The organism is Vibrio sp. SG41-7, assembly GCF_014164465.1.
In the GTDB taxonomy this organism is placed as follows: domain Bacteria; phylum Pseudomonadota; class Gammaproteobacteria; order Enterobacterales; family Vibrionaceae; genus Vibrio; species Vibrio splendidus.
The window spans coordinates 1-17,851 of sequence record NZ_JACJFF010000035.1 but is presented as its reverse complement, the minus strand read 5'-3'; the positions used below and the strand labels follow the sequence as shown (position 1 = coordinate 17,851).

The following is a 17,851-nucleotide window of genomic DNA, read 5'->3' as shown; positions in this document are numbered from 1 at the left end:
ATGAAAAATAAGGTTTTAAAGGGAACACGAACGAAATTATATTTTTCACTTCCTAAACGTGATCCTAGCTACATAAAGTGTGACTCAGCGCCTCTGCTTCACGCAGATAACTTTCATCGCCCCAGAGCTGATGCGCAAGTAAATACCATAGCATCGCCATCATCTGGCTTCTTGGTAACCATGCTTCTACCCCATCGAGCCAAGGCTGAACATCATGGATACCTCGCAGTTGACAGTACTGATCAACGGCTTCAGCAACTGGTAACCCTGCAACAGCAATGGTCAGCGTAAGATCAAGTCTAGGGTCTGCTAACGCAGCATATTCCCAATCAATAATATTAATGCCGTCACTATTTCTCACTAGGTTATAACCACCTAAATCAAAATGGCACAAAGACAGGTCAACATTTGGAACACTCGGTGCTACTCGCCACTCTTGATAAATCTTGGTGCAGGTTTCAGTCTTATGAATCGAATCAAGTTGCAGCCAGTAATGATCGACTCGCGCTGTGAAACTGAACGGTTGGAGCGGCAATCGCGCGGTATTAACCAAATGCACCGAGATCAGAGTCTTCAACAAATCATCAAGCTCTAAGCCTTCGTAAAGCGTCTCACCCGCAATCCATTCAACCAATAAGCCTTGCTCATTGACCACTATTGGACTTGGCCCTAGCCCAAGGCGTTCAATCGTAGACAGCACTTGGTACTCTTCATGACGAGAGATGAAGAACGCTTTGGTGATGGGAGTGGTGGGCCGCCAAACATACGCAGTACCATCGACATCAACCAACTTCCAGCATCGATTGGTCAAACCGCCGGTTAATGTCTGTGCTCTAACTGGAGGCTCAGAAAAGTAACCATCAAGCGAACTCAAACTGGTATCAAGAAGCTTAGCCTCAGACCAAGAAAAAATTGCCATATTTACTCCCTATAAACGTCTTAACTGCCCTATAAACGTCTTCATTTCCCTACAAAAAAGACACTGACCAAAAGCCAGTGTCTCTTCATAAACAGCACATCATGCACTGCATTGGCGTGTGACCAAGCTCTGTGTGGCCAAGCTATGCGCTGCCAAGACTAGACGCTGTCAAAACTGGCTGCGTTTAGTTGGCAAGTAAGCGAAATTAAAGGCCTAGTAGGCTCTTAGATTGTTGCTTACGGATTTCAGTCTCGTCAGCCCATTCAATCAAGCCAGACTCAAGATCCATTAGACGCATCGTCATTTTGTAGTAAACGTCTTCGGCGCTACCGTCTTTCTTAACGATGCTTGATAGGTTGCCGTACAGCATGTATTGAGCACCGACCATTTTACCGAATTGAATTGCTGAGCTTTGATTTACAAGCTCATCATTGTTTTGGAAGTTCAATTGGTCACGAACAGACTCTACACGGTCCATATCAACGAAACGGAACTTACCAGAATTCAGCATTTTAGTACTGATAGTGTCAGTGATTGACTCAGTATCGATGTGCTCACTTGTCTTGTTCTTGATTCGCTCTACGAACACGATTGGACGTTGCTCACGAGTAATGTAAGACACTGAACCAGACGCCATCATGCTATCGACCATTTCACCCGCAATCGTTTGAAGGTCAGTTGAACCGAAATCGATTGTCGTGGTTTCTACAGCTTGTGCATCACCGTAGCTTACCTTGTTTGAACAACCGCCTAAAATAACCGCTAAACCTAGTAGCGCAATGACACTCTTTTTCATTTTGTTTCCTCAACTTATCACTGAGCGGGGTTACCCACACTCTTAAATTCTTGTATTTACGAATCATTAGACCCGTTTTATCAGACTTACTGCTCTCGGAACTGGACTCTGAATTGAGTCGCTTTCGGGTTTACCGACACTTCCGACAACGAAATACTTTCAAAACCACGAACAATCGCTTGCTTCCAAGGGCCTTGTTTTAGGTTGACCTCAAGCCCGGCATCGTCGTACCAGTAAAAACGATAAAGGATATGTTGATCGCCTTTATAGTTACTGTTTAAACGAACAATTCCTCGAGTGTGACCGTCAACTTGGTCGGTACGGATATATTCAACCAACAAACGGCTGCCCAATACCTTGTCACCAAAGAAAACGTTCTGGGTCAGACTATCAACCCTTACGCCAGCTGTATTATCAGCACAACCAGCCAGAGCCATAACCGCTGCTAAACTCACTAACCACTTTTTCATTACAGCCTCCCTAGCTGTTTATGCCACATTGTTGCATTGTTACCTTGTCGAGAAATCCACACCAAAGTGGTCTGCCCTTCTCGGATATCAAAGTCGTACGTTTTAGTGCCCGCTTCTAGCGTATATTGACCGCTGTTTGCTACGAACGTGCTGCTCTTAATTTCAGCAGGTAGAGATTGCCAACTGCGAGTGTCTGGTTGTTCGGTGAATGTATTCCACACATTGAACAAGATATTGCCGACATCGTTGCCTTTGGTCGCTTCTTTACGGATACGGTCTTTAGCTACCACACGTAAAGCCTGACGGATAACAATGCTCGTCATACGTTCAGACAAATCATTCTGAGCCATCGCGTTTACGTCCGTGATCAGGTGTTCTTGTAACGGTTGCCCGCTGATTCGCAAGGCAGAAAAACGCTCCACATTTTGGCTCGGATAATAGGGCAGTGCCAGAGAGTATATTGCGCCCTGATCGCGACTGTCATAAACAGGTAAATCTAATCGCCAACTGTCCATTGCTTGTACAGCGCTCTGCTCTTGAAGAACAATCACTCGCCCTTCACCTGCACTAAGTTTAGAAGACTGCTTATAGCGTTTTTCTAATGTCGCTAAATCTTGTCGCATCCCTAAACGAGCAGCTGTTGCCATCGTTCTGTCGATGATTTCTTGGTTATCTGGCATCACAGCCAAAGCACGACGATAGTCAACGTATGCGCTGTTTAAATCATTCGAAGCTTCATAAAGCAGTCCAGACAAAAACATCAAATACGCATTCTGTACCGACTGCAGCTTTTTACCCGCATCAGGATAGTTTGCAAGGATGCTCCCCACATTGGCAGACAACCCCTGCTTCTTCGCATCGCTGGCTGCACGGTCTAACTCAGCTTCACGTTGCTTCTTTGCTTGTTCTTGAACTTGGTTGGCGCGACGCATTTCAATCACCGCACCTTCTAAATCGTTTTTCTTGAGATAATTTAAACCGAGATACAGATGAAGAAACCCCAGCTCATAATCGGCTGGCACATACTCGGTAATATTATCATTCACCGCCAACGCACCCACGCTGGTTGCACTGTCTGAAATCGAGATCACGGCTTGTCTTTGCTGCTCAGTTACCGCCTGATCCGCCACTTCAAACGAAGACTTACTCTCTGGGTATTGCTGATCCAGAAGGTTAATTCTGCCTCTTTCAAAGTTATCAAGGATGTCACCCGCAGCGTAATCTGGTAGCTCTTGTTGAGCCTCTGAATAATCTCCAGATTTAACGGCTTGGTAGATCTCTTTGTTTTGCGCGCTGTAATGACTGAACAGGTTTCCTGCAGACATACTTGCACAGCCCACAGTCAACGCCGATAACAGGGCAATGGAAGCGAATCTAAACTGTTGCTTCACTTATCGTCTCCGTGCATGTTTAAAATGCCAACTTTGTTAGGGTCTGTTGACCTTTCTTGGTCTCATTATCAAAACGAAACGTGTTGTAAAAAGGATCTCAAGCCAGTTGAAACCCTACTGATTTAGCTTCTGCCTAGGCGATGCCGACATTCAGACAACAGATAGAACTTAAAGTTGGCATACAAACTACAAATTTTCCAACTAACTACTTGTGTTAACCCACTAATGAGTTCGTTTAAACTAGCTCATTAGCTTTCATTAACTTGGTAGCTTTGCATTAGCTCATTAACTTTTTATTAGCTCATTAATAGCGGACCAAGTGGACGACCACCAACCAAATGCATGTGAATATGGTAAACCTCTTGGCCGCCATGAGAATTGCAGTTCACAATAAGACGGTAGCCATCTTCTGCGATGCCTTCTTCTTTTGCTAACTTGCGAGCCACGGTAAACATACGCCCCATCATTGCTTCATCTTCTACTTCAACATCATTCGTTGTTGGAATCAGCTTGTTTGGGATGATTAAGATATGGCTTGGAGCGCGAGGGTTGATATCGCGAAATGCCGTTACTAAATCGTCTTGGTATAGCAGATCTGCTGGGATTTCTTTATTGATGATCTTACTAAAAATGGTTTCTTCAGCCATGTTTCTCTCCGATAAAACATTTATTTTTTAATGCTTTGAGTATGCGCTATGCCGCATCAAACCACAATAAATCTGCTTTAAAGCATAATAAAAAACACCGTTCAAATCAAAGAAAACGAGCCTTAGCTCTCAAGAATGGCATGTTGGTTATAACTGAGGGCTATTTTTGACGTGTGCGTCATAAAATGCGTAAACGGAGCTCAATAGAATGCTGATAATTTTGTTAGTTTTACTTTGACCTGACATTAGGTCTGCATTTTTATTTAGGGAGAAAGCCATGAAGGGATCTGTGATCAAGCGTATGTACGCTGGTTTCGCACTGATCATCATCATGTTCGCAGTCACGATAACCATCATGATGAACAGCATGAATCAGATACACAGCAATTTTGAGAGTGTCTCAGAAACCTCACTACCACTTGTCGCGCTTTCAAATCAAACAAGTGTTCAATTGCTTTCTGCTGATAAATCATTCAAAGATTACTTAACCACACAAAACGCTGAACGCATGTCTGCAATGCGTACTGAGTTTGCTGCGTCACAAAACTCGTTTTCAGAAGTTCTCGGAAGTTTAGAAGCGGCAAGCCAAAACAATGTTTCGCTCACTGAACGCATTGCCCAATTAAGAGCAATGGAAGAACGCTACTTCGCCGAAGCGGACGAAGCGATGAACAACTACGTCGCGATGTTTGAAGCTCAAGAGCAAGTACAGAAAGCATCTCGCGATTTCCAACGCTTACATTCAGAGTTAACTGTTGGCATGAAAGAGTACGTTGCCGACCAAAAAAGCATCTCTGTAAAAGTGATGGCAAAAAGCTACTTCATTAAACTTCAAGATGCTGAAGTGATTACCTCTGATGCGCTAGCCAGTTCTGATGTTGCCTTCGTTCAGAAAGCCGTTAACCAAAACAAAAAGGCCGTTACTCACCTTAACTACGCTTATCGCGGCCTATCCACACAACTGCCAGCACTTAAAAATGTCTTTGATGAATCGGTTCAGAAGTTCACCAAAGACGTTGGTCAAAAAGGCGGTGTGTTGGACAAGCACAACAACTACTTGAAAGCGAAACAAGCTCTGTACATCAACATTGCTAACTTAGCCGTAGAAATAGACCAAGCCATGGCTGTTTTAGACTCATTCAACGTGACTGCGGAAGAGCAACTGAACGCTTCACTTGAAGACGCAAGCAGCATCTACGACAAAGGCCTGTTCAATGCGATTGCAATTGGTATTGTTGTCACCGTATTCGCTGCAGCAATTGGTTACCATATTGCACATAGCGTAAGAGAGCCATTAACTCGCATTCTAGGTACATTAGAAGGCCTAACTGAAGGCGATATGACTCAGCGTATCGATATTCGTTATGACAACGAATTCAGCCGTGTGAGTCGTCACATCAACACCTTAGCCGACAACCTACGCAATATTCTGGTGAAACTGAATGACGCTTCAGATGACTTAACGAAGACCGCAAGCGTAAACCAGAAAACCTCTACAGAGACGCAAGCTCAACTGAACAGCCAACGAGAGCAAACGGCAACTGTCGCGACCGCAATGACAGAAATGTCTCATTCTGTACAAGAAGTGGCGAACAGCGCGCAAAGCTCACTTACCATGGTTCAACAAGTAGAATCGGCTTCTGAGTCTGGTCGTCAGATAATGAACACCAACATCAGTACCATTAACCAGCTCGAGGTTCGCCTTACTGAATCTGTTGGTGCTGTAGGTGAGTTGCAACAGATGAGTAGCCAGATTGGCTCAATCCTCGATGTTATCCGTGGTATTGCTGAACAAACCAACCTACTTGCACTTAACGCGGCAATCGAAGCGGCACGTGCCGGTGAACAAGGTCGTGGTTTTGCAGTGGTTGCCGATGAAGTACGCGTGCTAGCACAGAAGACCACTCAATCAACGTCTGAAATCGAGACCATGATCAGCAACCTGCAATCAAGCTCGAAAACAGCAAGCAACGTGATTGAAAGTTGTATGAGCGATATGGACATGTCGGTTCAACAAGCTTCAAGTGCCAACAGTGCGATGGAAGAGATCCAAGCCTTGATTCTAGAGATCAGCCACATGAGCACACACATCTCTCAAGCAGCCGCTGAGCAGAGTGAAACTTCTGGTGATATTGCGCGGAATATAGAAGACATCAACCACATCGCAGATAAGAGTTACCAAGCGATGTCTTCAATTGCGGAGGCAAGCCAAAACCTAACAATTCTCGCAAACCAGCAAGGTGATTTGGTTCATCAGTTCAAGCTATAGGTAGCTGAGAAATTGATAGATATTTAGTGAGAATATTGGGACTTCTTACCCAATAGTGATAACTATTTGAACAAGGGCAACTTTTATCAAGGGTTGCCCTTGTTTTTTATGAGCTTTGTCATTATATGATTATTAAGGCTTGCTGCTTCCCGTTTTTTCTTTCACCTTTATGAGCGAGCCGCTATTAAGGAATTTATATGGCTGTTCATGTTGGCATTATCGATCAAGATCCCATTCGCTTGATCACCCCACTACTCGATAACCGAACGATCAGCACTCACATCGTGTTCATCGGTGACAAGAATCAAGTCAGTATTTACCAACGCTTAGACAGCGTTTTGCAGAAGCGCGACATTACGAGTGAATTTTTCGAGATTCCAACCCTCGTAAATACATCCGCGATTAAAGAGTCTATCCAAAACCTTGCCGAAGACCTCAAAGCTCGTGGTGAAGAAGTGAAACTCAACGCAAGTTGTGGCCTTCGTCACCGCCTACTTTCTGTATACGAAGTATTTCGTACTTACCACTGGCCAATCTTTGTTGTTGAACCAAACAGTGACAAGCTGTGCTGGCTTTACCCGAATGGCAAAGAAGACGCACAAGTTCAAGACCGCATCACTATCGACGACTACCTGACTGTGTTCGGCGCTCGTGGTGAATTCAGCGATGTACAGCTGTCTCCGCAACTTGATCAAAAGCTTTATGAGCTGGGTGAACGCTGGGCAAGTAATGCACTAGAACTCGGCCCAGGCCTTGCTACATTGAACTATCTTGCAACGACCTGCCGCAAAGAACAGAGACTTGATGTAGGGTTGTCAGAGAAACAACAAGGTTATCGTGAGCTAAACATGCTGTTGAGCGATTTGGTTGAAGCTAAGATCGCCACTTACGACAATGGTATTTTGACGTTTGCCAATGAAGACGCACGACGCTTCTCAAACGGCGAATGGCTTGAAACATTGGTTCATAGCACAGTTAAGCAGATCCAAGATGACATGCCGACCATTCAAGACCGCTCTTTGAATGTTCAAGTTTATCGTCAACTCGGTGAGCGCGAGGTTCGTAACGAGCTTGATGTTGCCTCTGTAGTGAACAATAAGCTGCACATCATCGAGTGTAAGACCAAAGGTATGCGTGATGATGGCGATGATACCTTGTACAAGCTGGAATCGCTTAGAGACCTTCTGGGTGGCCTACAAGCACGTGCAATGTTAGTGAGTTTCCGCCCTCTTCGTCATAACGACATCACACGAGCAGAAGATCTTGGCCTTGCATTGATTGGCCCTGACGAATTAAAAGATCTTAAAACACACCTAGCGGCATGGTTTACCGCCGCCGGTGGTGATGAAGATTTAGAATGCTAAAAGCCAATAGACTCTTGAGAGCTCAACGCTCTTAAGTAAATCTAAAAAGGCGAATGACGATTAGGTCACTCGCCTTTTTTGTTCTCTAGCCATTTATCTGTTTAGCTCTATTTTCATCTTTCAACTATCTATGTCTCTAATTTCTTTGCCCCATAAAAAATGGCCGCATCATTTGATGCGGCCATTTTTAAATCTTGGAAACAGACTTAAAGCATTTTACGAGCAGCTTCTACAACCACTTTGATTGAACGAGCTTCTGTTACTTTTAGCGTTTCGTGATCAGGCGTCTCTTTTTGAGTACGGTTGATGATTACACCAGCAACACAACCCGCTTTAAGACCAGAACTCGCACACATAGTTAGAAGCGTTGCAGATTCCATTTCGAAGTTTAGAACGCCCATGTCTTGCCATTCTTGCATAGAGCCTTGGAAACGCTTAACAACGCGACCAGAGAACGTGTCGTAACGCTCTTGACCTGGGTAGAACGTATCGCTTGATGCCGTTACGCCCATGTGGACTGTTGCACCTGATTCATCAACTGCCGCTTTCATTGCTGTTGCAACTTCAAAGTCAGCCACTGCTGGGAACTCCATAGGAGCAAAGTGCAGGCTAGCACCGTCTAGACGAACAGAACCTGTAGAAACAATCATGTCACCCACGTTTACGTGTGGTTGGATAGCACCAGTAGTACCAACACGTAGGAAAGTGCGAACACCAAGTTGAGCAAGCTCTTCAACTGCGATAGAAGTAGATGGACCACCGATACCTGTTGAACATACAACAACTGGCTTGCCGTCTAGCTCTGCGCGGTAAAGCGTGTATTCACGGTGACTAGCAAGAAATACAGGATTCTCCATCTCTTCGGCAATTTTTTGCACACGAGCAGGATCACCAGGAATGATCGCAAGAGTAGCACCGTTAAGATCTGCTTCAGTAACACCTAAATGGAAAACAGCTTGAGACATAGTTCGCTCCTTTTGGCTTATTGGGCTTTTTACCCTTATTTAAGCTCATAGTAAATTCGTGGGGTACGAACACACTCTAACCAAGCTCATTACAAAATGAAGTGACGAGTGTCACACCAATGATCGCAACAAGATTTCAAGTTTCACGAAAAACCGATTGGCATCACAAAAATAAGCAATCTACACACATGTGTTGCATACGAATGAGACAAAAAACGCCTTTAACGTATTACCGCTAAAGGCGCTTTTTATATTAAGCGTTTTTGATATTAGGCACTTTCAAATTGAGAGCGTCCTACATCAGGAACCTGAAACTAATCCGCTTTTGACTTGAATCGAAGTAAACGAAGAGCGTTGAGTGTCACCAAGGCTGTCGCACCACTATCCGCTAAAACTGCCACCCACAAACCGGTAATACCTAACAAGCTTGTCACTAAGAACACACCTTTCAAACCAAGTGCAAGTGCGACGTTTTGGCGAATGTTATTCATGGTCGCTTGCGACAGTTCAATCATCGCTGGTAACTCAGTTAAACGGTTGTGAGTCAGTGCTGAATCCGCAGTTTCAAGGGCAACATCCGTACCACCGCCCATTGCAATACCTACATTTGCCGTTTTCATAGCCGGCGCATCGTTGATGCCATCGCCCACCATGGCCACGTGTGACTGCTGAGATAACTGTTCAACGTAAGACACCTTGTCGCTTGGCAATAGGCTTGCTTTATACTGCATACCAATCTTGCTGCTGATCGCTGCCGCGCTTCGCGGGTTATCCCCAGTAAGCATGATAGATTGAATTCCTAAGTCATTGAGTCGTTCAATCGCAAGCTTAGCGTCACTACGTAACGTATCTTGCCAAGCAATCAGACCAATCACAGTCGCAGCTTGCTCTATTGATTCTTCTTGATCTTTAAGCTCAAGAGCAACCACAACCGTCTTGCCCTCGCCTTCTAATGCCTCAACCTGAGAAACAACATCGGCACTAAGATCGAACGTCACCTTAGAAGGCGATAGAACCTGATACTTAATTCCGTCGACATCACCTTCAACACCACTACCGATCAGCGCGGTCTTGTTGTGTGACTCTGGAATTTCGACATTCAGTTCTTTCACTTTAGCAACTAGCGACTGCGCCAATGGGTGAGTAGAACCCACTTCAATTGCTCCAACCACACGCAGCATCGCACCTTGTTGCCAACCCGATAGAGGCTGAATGTCCGTAACCTGAGGCTTACCTTCAGTCAGTGTGCCCGTCTTATCGAAGGCAATGGTTTGAATTTTTCCAAGCTGCTCTAGCGCTGCGCCGCCTTTAATTAGCGCACCACGTTTCGCGGCTGCTGCCAAACCAGACGTAATCGCGGCTGGAGTCGAAATAACCAACGCACACGGACAAGCAATCAACAATAGCGCTAAACCACGATAGACCCATGTCTCCCACGGCTGTGCGAACAACAATGGCGGCGTTATGATGACTAAAAGAGCCACCAACATCATTAACGGTGTATACCAGCGACTGAACTTATCGAGGAATCGCTCGAGCGGCGCTTTACGAGACTCTGCTTCTTCAATCAGGTGAAGAATACGGTCGATCGCGTTCTCACCCTGTTTTGAAGTGATGGTAATACGCACCACTTTATCGACCACCACAGCGCCAGCCATGATGCTGTTGCCTTCGATATGTTCAACAGGAACAGATTCACCCGTTAATGCACTTTCATCGAAGCTTGCTGCGTCGGTAATCAGTTGGCCATCAGCAGGTAAACGAGAGCCCGCCGCCACTTCAATCACATCACCGGGAACCAGTTCACTGACTGCAACTTCGACACGTTCGCCGTTGATGATCTTGATTGCGTTTTCTGGTACCAATGCCATTAGCGCTTGAACGCCACTTCTTGCTCTTGATGAAGCAAACGCTTCTAAGCGCTCACCAATCAAGAACAGCAGTAAAACCATCGCCGCTTCCGCGGTTTCGCCCAGGTACAAGGCACCCAACGCGGCAACACTCATTAGAGTTTCTATTGCGAAAGGTGTACCTGAACGTGCCAACTGAACCGCTTTCTTAGCCACCGGATATAATCCGAGTAGACAGGTTGCGATGAATAAGCCTTCACTTAATTGAGGATATGTACTTTTGAGAAGCGCAGCGAACAGCATTGCCGCTGCAATCGCGATAATCTGAAAATTAGGTTGGATGTACGCTTGCCAAAAAGTCTCAGGTTGTTGTTTTTCTTTCTTAGAACCGACTTCCGAAAGAGGGAAGCCCGTTTTGATAGAGACCTGTTCAATGGTGTCGGCAAGACTTTCATTATCGAATTTAACAACCAGTTTTTCGGTAGCAAAGAGAACCTTCGCTTGAATAACACCGTCAATATTACTGATCGCGTTTTCTATTTTTCTTGCACAAGCTGGGCAGTCCATTCCGGCAACCAGCCAACTTTTGGAAAATTGGGCGTTAAGAGACTCAGTTAAGGGCAGCCGGTCTTCTTCTCCACTGTCTGAACCACAACAATCATCTGCTGATGCAGAAGCCGTCGTAGAACTACAGCATGATGAAGTACCCGCTGCCGTGATGCTGGAAATTTTAGGGCTGGAACAGCTTGCTCCTGCCGCTTGAGGTTGAACGTCCACTTTTGTTGAGCGGCACGCTGCATGTTTTGCGCACATAATGTATCTCCTTAATACTCAAAAGCCTTGAGGTTGTTGCCGGCTAATCACAGCAACCAAACCTTAAGTTCATCAAAAGTATAAACCTTGGAGGCTACTCCAAGGTCAAGAAGAAATTGTCCAAGGCCAAGAAGAAATTTGCAAACCGACCAATCTCATATTGGAATGCCGGTGTTATTGCGACTTGAACTCTTTACACTCTTCTCTGTTCGCAGATACATCATCAATAAGAACCGCATCGTGTGAGCAAAACGGCTGTGTATTCAAGCTCACGATCGACACATCGTCTTCTACAGGGTCAACTTGGGAACCTTGCATAAGCTCGGCAATATGATAGCGAAGCACCAAGGTACCGAGTATTCCGAACAAAACATTACCCAAGGCTTGCCCATACAACACACCCAATGCGCCATACCATTGCGAGCCTAAGTAGACGAACGGCAACGTACCAAGAGTGGCTTTACCCAGATTCAGTGCGGTCGAGTAAAGCGGTTTACCTAGGTTATTGAAAGACGTATTGGCAACAAACAGCGCGCCATTAAAAGTAAAGGTTAAGGCGACATAAGTACAAAATGCCGCAACAATAATTGCTGCATCACCTTGCAGGCTAAAGCCTTGGATCACATAGTCTTGGACAAAGTACAACAGAATACAGACGGCGATGGTGTATGCCGTAGTAACCAACAATGAGTTGTTGAGTGTTTCTTTTACTCTGTCCATTCGTTCTGCACCAAAGTTTTGCCCAATGATTGGTCCTACAGCGCCAGACAAGGCAAAAATAACCGCAAAGCAAACCGGCGTTAGACGACCAATCACGGCAAAGCCCGCGACAAAATCCTCACCGTATTGTGCGATACCCGTTGTCACAATCGCATTACCAATAGGTGTTGCGGTATTGGTGATAATTGCGGGAAGCGCAATGGCCAATATAGGGCGAATATTAATGCGCCACTGCACCAGTGAAGGAGGTGCAACCAAGTGATGACTACGAATCAGAGGATACAGCGAGAAGAGAAGCACCGAAAAACGGGCAAAAACAGAAGCAATAGCCGCCCCTTCTATATTCCAGCCAAAACCAAAAATAAACAGAGGATCCAAAATCGCATTAACGATACCGCCCGACAAAGTCGCCCACATCGAACGTTTGGCATCTCCTGCCGCCCTCAAACCCGCACCAGCCGCCATCGCCAACGCCAAAAATGGACCACTTGGCAATAAAATCTGTAGGTAAGCTTGGGCACGCTCTGCGGCAACCCCTTTTGCCCCTATAGCGGCTAACAGTTCTGGGATATAAGCAAACATCACCGCGGTAATCGTCAAACTGATGACAAAAGCAGTCAGCATAATACTGGTGGCGAGGTTTCGAGCGTGCTCCTGATTCTTTGAACCGATCGCTTTGGAAACTAACGCGCCCATAGCAATGGAAGTACCGATCGAAACGGAGGTAGAGAACAAAGTCAGCGTGCCTGCAAAACCCACTGCAGCGGCCAATTCGACTTGTCCCAACATACTGATGAACAACATATCAAGTAAATCGACCACGAATAACGCCATCAAACCGACTGAGCCAGCCCCCGACATCACCAAGATGTGGCGCATCGTTGAACCTTCTACAAACTTTGCCGTTTGATTTGACATGAAACCTCCAAAAGCTGGGACACCCTCAAGCAAGCTCTCTAAACTAGTGACCCAAAACTAGCGTTCCACAAGCTAGGGAGCCACAAAGAAAGGATCGACCAAGAAAAGCTCTATACAGAAAAAAGGCGCTAGTGCGCCTTTTTTCAATTGAGGGTATTGAGAAAAATAATCGTTCTTAACACGCTACTATACCTGATGTTTGAAGCATTCTTCCAAGTTCTTGCCGATTGCTCTCAAAACATCGGTTCTGGTGATAATACCCACTAGCTTTTTATTATCGAGCACTGGATAAGCTTTGGGTTTACCCACTTGCATCATATCTGCCAATTCAATGATGGATAAGTCTGGTGATACCGATAGCACCTCTTGGTACATACAATCACCCACAATGTGTGTGTCTTGGCAGAAATAGCTCACCTTCACCAATTTTTCTAATAAATCTTGCTCAGAAAGGAAACCAATAACTTGCTCATTATCATCAATTACTGGACCGCCCATGTGATGGCTGCTCATTACTCTATCTAACGCGAGACTTAACGGCATGTCAGGAGTGAATGTCACAACCTGCGGCGTCATGTAATCTTTCACTTTTATTGAATGCATTGCGTTCTCCCTAAATACTTTCGTCATGTCTTTTTCTATCTTGTTAACCTAATTGTTGTCTAAAATCTTGATTTTACTAAATGGATTTCAACAATTTTATTGATAGGTAAAACCTACCAAGGCGAGAAAACAAGGTCACAAAAGGCTTGTGAGCATTTTTACGCGAGCAAAAAAATAAAAAATAGAGTCCTTACAAAGCCTTACTTTATGACACTGGCTTGAATGAATAAACCTTGTACTCTTCACGCCATAAATAATTATATCGTTACAATTAGGCCGTTTATGCAACACAACAACAGTATGTACGCGTACATTTATTCCGGTGTCGATGGTACAGAAAACACCCTCATCGCTACTGTCGATAACCAAGAAAAGCCCCTTATCTCTAGCTGCGTCGATGAGATAAAACACATGTCTAGCTTAGCGATTGATCTGGCGGCAAAACACAATTTGAAAGTAAAGCTGGTCAAATACCAAAGAGAGCAAGAGATCGACTTCGGCTTGTTCGTTAAATAGCAGACTCATCACACATGTCTTGACCGACAAGCTCAACAAGCATTGTCAACGACACCTGAATACCGTATTTTGTGGCAAGTTCTTGAGTAGGTAATCACATTGACGATGATTACCTGCTTTAACCGATAAGCGCTCGAATTGGAGACATCCGTCGCACCGCTTTTCATTGTCCAAACGGTTCACTATGACTTCGCTTCGTTCTCCTCAAACTGTTCTATTTCACTTTATCCCTAAGCTAAAAAGCTACTTTAGCGAATTATTGGATTTCCAATCGCGGATTTGGGTGGTTCATATCTTTGAAGACTCCATCACCGATCAGTCCTTTGTTATAAATGAAGATGGCTTTAAAGAACCGTTAGAGTGGATGAAGAAACGAGCCTATCAAACAGCAATGCTTGAACGAGTTGAGAAGATGAAAATTTCACAAGTGATTGAGATTCAATTCGAAGACAAGATGCATCGATTGATGCGAGTGAAGTAGCTCTATTGTTTGGGCATTCACGAAAGGCCCTTGCTAGAAATTAAGCATAAAAAAGGCCAGCGCTCGCTGACCTTCTCTCATTGGTTAAAAACCATCATCTAACGCGCACAATACTCATGCCACAGACGCACCGCTTTCTGGTATGCCTCAGTTTTATCGTGCGTTTCTGCGAATAAAATCGCAGTCATACTGTCCACAACACTGTTCGCCATCAACTCCATCTCATCTTCCGGTGTACCCAGTACACATTCAGAAGGCAGAGGCAGTTCAACATTCATCGTGCCTTCCCAGTAGAAAGATTCCACCTTCTCAGGAGAACTCATCCAGACCGTTTGACTCACTTTAGGGTTGTATTCTGATTCGCCATTCATGCCTTTAAATGAAATCACCGAGTGGGATTTATTACCAATGACATGCTCAACTTCAGCGTGTAATTGAGGAAAGCCCGGGTGAAAACTACCACGCAAGCCCAAACGACCACCACCGGGGTTCAATGCTCGAACTACAGTATTAATCGGCGTTCTCAGCCCGTAACGGTGTTTCCAACCAATCATAGTTTGAGCTTCAGGTGCGAAGTTCGCCAAAGGCAAATAGGCGATACCATCCGCTTCAAGGATCTGCTTGGCGTCTTGTGTGTCTTGAGCTCGGCGAACACCAACACACTCTAGGTGAGTCTCAACGTGCGTACGGCCACTTGGTTTGTCCATGTAGCCATGCATTAAGACTTTATAGCCATTATCAGCTAAGATTTTTGCCGCCAACAAATTCCAAGGCTTACCACTGGCGGTATCGTTACGCTTACCTGCGTAGCACGGCCAGTCAATATCGGCGCCTAAGTCTGGCACTCGAGATTGAAACGCTTTTACAAAGCCAGCGATCTCTTCATTAGTTTCATTCTGCACACGAATCAACATCAGTAGCATAGCCATTTGGTCGTCGCCGACCTCTCCGCTTAAATACTCATCCATGATGCGGTAGGCTTGTTCGAACGATAAAGGCTTACGCCCTCTTTCTCCTCGTCCAACTGTACGAATACACTCTAAAATACTACTCATTGATTGTTTATTCTCTTCCGTTGATATCAATAAAATTCGAATACGCTTTCGATTCTATGATACCCACAGTGCATTGCAAAGCGATTCAGTGGCTATCGACCTAATTACCAATACGCGGATTGGTGTTCTAAAAGTAAACTTACTGGTGTAAAATTATCGAATGCAATGCTAACTGCGACCTATTGAGTAGTATCCCGATGACTGTAAAAAAAACGCTGAGCCAAAGAAAACGTGAATCGATCGTTGCCGCTGCTATCGCAGAGTTTACTGAGCACGGTTACAAGGCCACCAGCATGGATAAAATATCGAGCCGCGCGGAAGTATCAAAGCGCACCGTATACAATCACTTTGCCAGCAAAGAACTGCTTTTAGATGAGATTCTAGACAGCATTTGGAGCAAAACTCTCGCCGCGACGCATTTCCCTTATCAAGCAGAACTGCCACTTGAAGAACAGCTTTCGTCGATAGCCAATCAAGAACTTGAGTTACTTGAGTCTGAAGGCTTCATCGATCTGTCACGTGTCTTATTCTCAGAGTATTTCCACAATGCCGAACTGGCGCATCAAGCGATGGAAAAGTATTCCCAAGCAGAAAGTGGACTCACAATCTGGATTAAAGCAGCACTGGCAGATGACCGCTTAATTGAACTAGACCCTCTATTTGCATCTACCCAGTTTATTGCACTGTTAAAGTCTTTTGCATTTTGGCCACAAATCATTGGTCATACGCCGTCACCGGATGCTGAACACAAACAAGTGATCATCCAATCCAGTGTCGAGATGTTCCTGAAACAGTATCAAGCGTAATAAAAGTTGAGCTCGGCTAAGTTTTATTGGGTTTGATTAGAGATGCACAAACGAGTGAGGTATGATTCGCCTGCTTCACTCGTTTACCAAGACTAAGAATTCATGCCAAAGTTGATTAACAAAATTTGGGTACACGCTTTCATGCTCTTCGCTATGCTAATGGCCACCATTAGTGTGGACAGCATCGCGAGCAGCAATGCTCTGCAAGCCCCCCAAGCTCAATCAACTTCTGCCAATAGCTTCTCTTTCTCTGCTTCTAACATCAGTTCTGTAGAGAGCACCCCAACACCTTTTTCCAGCGCACAACCCACCGTTGAGCACCACTGTTGTGGATCGGTCTGTCTACTGAAAATGCCACCACTGATCGTTTCTGAATCTTTCGAACCGCAGATTGAATCACTGGCACTGATAGAAAAAGAGCCTTCGCACAAAGCGATTGTTGCACCACAAGCGCCATACCGCCCCCCTATTTCCTAATCGTTTGTCCCTGTTTGGCAATATCTGCCACCAAGTTATAACAGCATTTTTGCTGTATCAAATGACATCCGAATTTAGGAAATGAACACATGAAAAAACTATTTAGCCTCTTTGCCGCTCTACTCTTGAGCGCTTCAGTAAACGCCGCACAATTTGAAGAAGGCACGCACTACAAAATCCTTGATGTAGCAAAGGCCGACAAGCCTGTCGTTACCGAATTTTTCTCTTTCTACTGCCCACATTGTTACAAGTTTGAAGGGGTCATTAAGTACCTAAAAGCAGACTTGCCAAAGTCAGCAAGCTTCCAAAAAGTGCACGTCGCTTTTATGGGTAACAACATGGCAGTACCAATGGCGAAGGCTTACGCGACCATGATTGCTCTAGACGCTGAAGAAAGCATGGTTCCTGCCATGTTTGCTCAGATCCATGAGAAGCAACAAACACCAAAAAATGAAGCAGAACTGCGTGAAGTTTTCATTGATAACGGTATCGATGCGAAGAAGTTTGATGCGGCATACAACAGCTTTGCAGTGAACTCGATGCAAAAACGTTTCGATAAAGAGTTTGATCAAAGCACACTAACAGGTGTTCCTGGAGTTCTGGTTAACAACAAATACATCGTGAAACCGGATCAAATCAAGAGCTACGAAGAGTACAACCAACTAGTTATACCAATTCCATTAAATTCATGATCTAATATAGACTCTGAAAGGAGCCTATATGAACTCAGATTTATCAAAGCTTATCGGCGCAACCTCCAACGCGAGGTTGAGGCTAAGATTACTCGCGGT

At 44.9% G+C, this 17,851-nt stretch carries 17 protein-coding genes; 7 read left to right on the top strand and 10 right to left on the bottom strand.

Translation table 11 applies throughout. From position 1 onward, the window contains the following. Positions 1–64 precede the first annotated feature (64 nt). From H5300_RS11585 to hinT, 5 genes are all read right to left on the bottom strand, one after another. Positions 65–919 carry a phosphotransferase gene (locus H5300_RS11585; RefSeq protein ID WP_182796021.1) on the bottom strand — a complete coding sequence of 285 codons (855 nt, stop codon included), beginning with the start codon at positions 917–919 and terminating at the stop codon, positions 65–67. 205 nt (positions 920–1,124) lie between these two features. Further along, positions 1,125–1,715, bottom strand: a complete 591-nt coding sequence (lpoB, locus tag H5300_RS11580; protein ID WP_182796020.1) for a penicillin-binding protein activator LpoB — start codon at positions 1,713–1,715, stop codon at positions 1,125–1,127. A gap of 86 nt (positions 1,716–1,801) precedes the next feature. Then, positions 1,802–2,185 carry a YcfL family protein gene (locus tag H5300_RS11575; protein WP_182796019.1) on the bottom strand — a complete coding sequence of 128 codons (384 nt, stop codon included), beginning with the start codon at positions 2,183–2,185 and terminating at the stop codon, positions 1,802–1,804. Next, positions 2,185–3,576: a COG3014 family protein gene (locus tag H5300_RS11570; RefSeq protein ID WP_182796018.1), complete on the bottom strand. Its 1,392-nt coding sequence runs from the start codon at positions 3,574–3,576 to the stop codon at positions 2,185–2,187. Before H5300_RS11570 ends, H5300_RS11575 begins: the two co-directional genes overlap by 1 nt. A gap of 296 nt (positions 3,577–3,872) precedes the next feature. Further along, positions 3,873–4,223, bottom strand: a complete 351-nt coding sequence (hinT, locus tag H5300_RS11565) for a purine nucleoside phosphoramidase (protein ID WP_004736268.1) — start codon at positions 4,221–4,223, stop codon at positions 3,873–3,875. 277 nt (positions 4,224–4,500) lie between these two features. Here hinT and H5300_RS11560 point away from each other — a divergent pair, with 277 nt between their 5' ends. Continuing rightward, entirely contained in the window at positions 4,501–6,492 is a 1,992-nt protein-coding gene (locus tag H5300_RS11560) for a methyl-accepting chemotaxis protein (protein ID WP_004736269.1), read from the top strand. Between the two features lie 197 nt (positions 6,493–6,689). Further along, entirely contained in the window at positions 6,690–7,856 is a 1,167-nt protein-coding gene (locus H5300_RS11555) for a DUF1887 family protein (RefSeq protein ID WP_004736271.1), read from the top strand. Positions 7,857–8,062: 206 nt separating this feature from the next. On the opposite strand, the gene udp is transcribed toward H5300_RS11555, so the two are convergent. The 4 genes from udp to H5300_RS11535 form a co-directional block, all read right to left on the bottom strand. After that, positions 8,063–8,821, bottom strand: a complete 759-nt coding sequence (gene udp / locus H5300_RS11550) for a uridine phosphorylase (protein ID WP_004736272.1) — start codon at positions 8,819–8,821, stop codon at positions 8,063–8,065. A 314-nt stretch (positions 8,822–9,135) separates the two neighbouring features. Then, the gene (locus H5300_RS11545) at positions 9,136–11,484 is read right to left on the bottom strand and encodes a zinc/cadmium/mercury/lead-transporting ATPase (RefSeq protein WP_182796017.1); all 2,349 of its coding nucleotides are present in this window, start codon (positions 11,482–11,484) and stop codon (positions 9,136–9,138) included. Positions 11,485–11,658: 174 nt separating this feature from the next. Further along, a complete protein-coding gene (locus H5300_RS11540; RefSeq protein ID WP_182796016.1) occupies positions 11,659–13,122 on the bottom strand; it encodes an MATE family efflux transporter in 1,464 nt (487 codons plus the stop codon). 186 nt (positions 13,123–13,308) lie between these two features. Next, positions 13,309–13,725 carry a CBS domain-containing protein gene (locus tag H5300_RS11535; protein WP_017078938.1) on the bottom strand — a complete coding sequence of 139 codons (417 nt, stop codon included), beginning with the start codon at positions 13,723–13,725 and terminating at the stop codon, positions 13,309–13,311. Positions 13,726–14,007: 282 nt separating this feature from the next. On the opposite strand from H5300_RS11535, the gene H5300_RS11530 reads away from it, so the two are divergent. Both H5300_RS11530 and H5300_RS11525 read left to right on the top strand, forming a co-directional pair. Continuing rightward, a complete protein-coding gene (locus tag H5300_RS11530) occupies positions 14,008–14,241 on the top strand; it encodes a hypothetical protein (protein ID WP_004736278.1) in 234 nt (77 codons plus the stop codon). Between the two features lie 184 nt (positions 14,242–14,425). After that, a complete protein-coding gene (locus tag H5300_RS11525) occupies positions 14,426–14,722 on the top strand; it encodes a hypothetical protein (RefSeq protein WP_182796015.1) in 297 nt (98 codons plus the stop codon). Positions 14,723–14,820: 98 nt separating this feature from the next. Here H5300_RS11525 and H5300_RS11520 read toward each other — a convergent pair whose 3' ends face one another. After that, positions 14,821–15,777, bottom strand: coding sequence for a glycosyl transferase family protein (locus H5300_RS11520; RefSeq protein ID WP_032546691.1), 957 nt, complete (start codon positions 15,775–15,777; stop codon positions 14,821–14,823). 197 nt (positions 15,778–15,974) lie between these two features. Here H5300_RS11520 and H5300_RS11515 point away from each other — a divergent pair, with 197 nt between their 5' ends. From H5300_RS11515 to H5300_RS11505, 3 genes are all read left to right on the top strand, one after another. Continuing rightward, entirely contained in the window at positions 15,975–16,583 is a 609-nt protein-coding gene (locus tag H5300_RS11515) for a TetR/AcrR family transcriptional regulator (RefSeq protein WP_182796014.1), read from the top strand. A 102-nt stretch (positions 16,584–16,685) separates the two neighbouring features. Then, a complete protein-coding gene (locus H5300_RS11510) occupies positions 16,686–17,060 on the top strand; it encodes a hypothetical protein (RefSeq protein ID WP_017078933.1) in 375 nt (124 codons plus the stop codon). Between the two features lie 89 nt (positions 17,061–17,149). Continuing rightward, the gene (locus H5300_RS11505) at positions 17,150–17,752 is read left to right on the top strand and encodes a thiol:disulfide interchange protein DsbA/DsbL (protein ID WP_182796013.1); all 603 of its coding nucleotides are present in this window, start codon (positions 17,150–17,152) and stop codon (positions 17,750–17,752) included. Positions 17,753–17,851: the final 99 nt, after the last annotated feature.

Coding starts and splice junctions, on each gene's coding strand:
- H5300_RS11585 (WP_182796021.1), bottom strand. CDS start 919: ATGGCAATTTTTTCTTGGTCTGAGGCTAAGCTTCTTGATACCAGTTTG.
- lpoB (WP_182796020.1), bottom strand. CDS start 1,715: ATGAAAAAGAGTGTCATTGCGCTACTAGGTTTAGCGGTTATTTTAGGC.
- H5300_RS11575 (WP_182796019.1), bottom strand. CDS start 2,185: ATGAAAAAGTGGTTAGTGAGTTTAGCAGCGGTTATGGCTCTGGCTGGT.
- hinT (WP_004736268.1), bottom strand. CDS start 4,223: ATGGCTGAAGAAACCATTTTTAGTAAGATCATCAATAAAGAAATCCCA.
- H5300_RS11560 (WP_004736269.1), top strand. CDS start 4,501: ATGAAGGGATCTGTGATCAAGCGTATGTACGCTGGTTTCGCACTGATC.
- H5300_RS11555 (WP_004736271.1), top strand. CDS start 6,690: ATGGCTGTTCATGTTGGCATTATCGATCAAGATCCCATTCGCTTGATC.
- udp (WP_004736272.1), bottom strand. CDS start 8,821: ATGTCTCAAGCTGTTTTCCATTTAGGTGTTACTGAAGCAGATCTTAAC.
- H5300_RS11545 (WP_182796017.1), bottom strand. CDS start 11,484: ATGTGCGCAAAACATGCAGCGTGCCGCTCAACAAAAGTGGACGTTCAA.
- H5300_RS11540 (WP_182796016.1), bottom strand. CDS start 13,122: ATGTCAAATCAAACGGCAAAGTTTGTAGAAGGTTCAACGATGCGCCAC.
- H5300_RS11535 (WP_017078938.1), bottom strand. CDS start 13,725: ATGCATTCAATAAAAGTGAAAGATTACATGACGCCGCAGGTTGTGACA.
- H5300_RS11530 (WP_004736278.1), top strand. CDS start 14,008: ATGCAACACAACAACAGTATGTACGCGTACATTTATTCCGGTGTCGAT.
- H5300_RS11525 (WP_182796015.1), top strand. CDS start 14,426: ATGACTTCGCTTCGTTCTCCTCAAACTGTTCTATTTCACTTTATCCCT.
- H5300_RS11520 (WP_032546691.1), bottom strand. CDS start 15,777: ATGAGTAGTATTTTAGAGTGTATTCGTACAGTTGGACGAGGAGAAAGA.
- H5300_RS11515 (WP_182796014.1), top strand. CDS start 15,975: ATGACTGTAAAAAAAACGCTGAGCCAAAGAAAACGTGAATCGATCGTT.
- H5300_RS11510 (WP_017078933.1), top strand. CDS start 16,686: ATGCCAAAGTTGATTAACAAAATTTGGGTACACGCTTTCATGCTCTTC.
- H5300_RS11505 (WP_182796013.1), top strand. CDS start 17,150: ATGAAAAAACTATTTAGCCTCTTTGCCGCTCTACTCTTGAGCGCTTCA.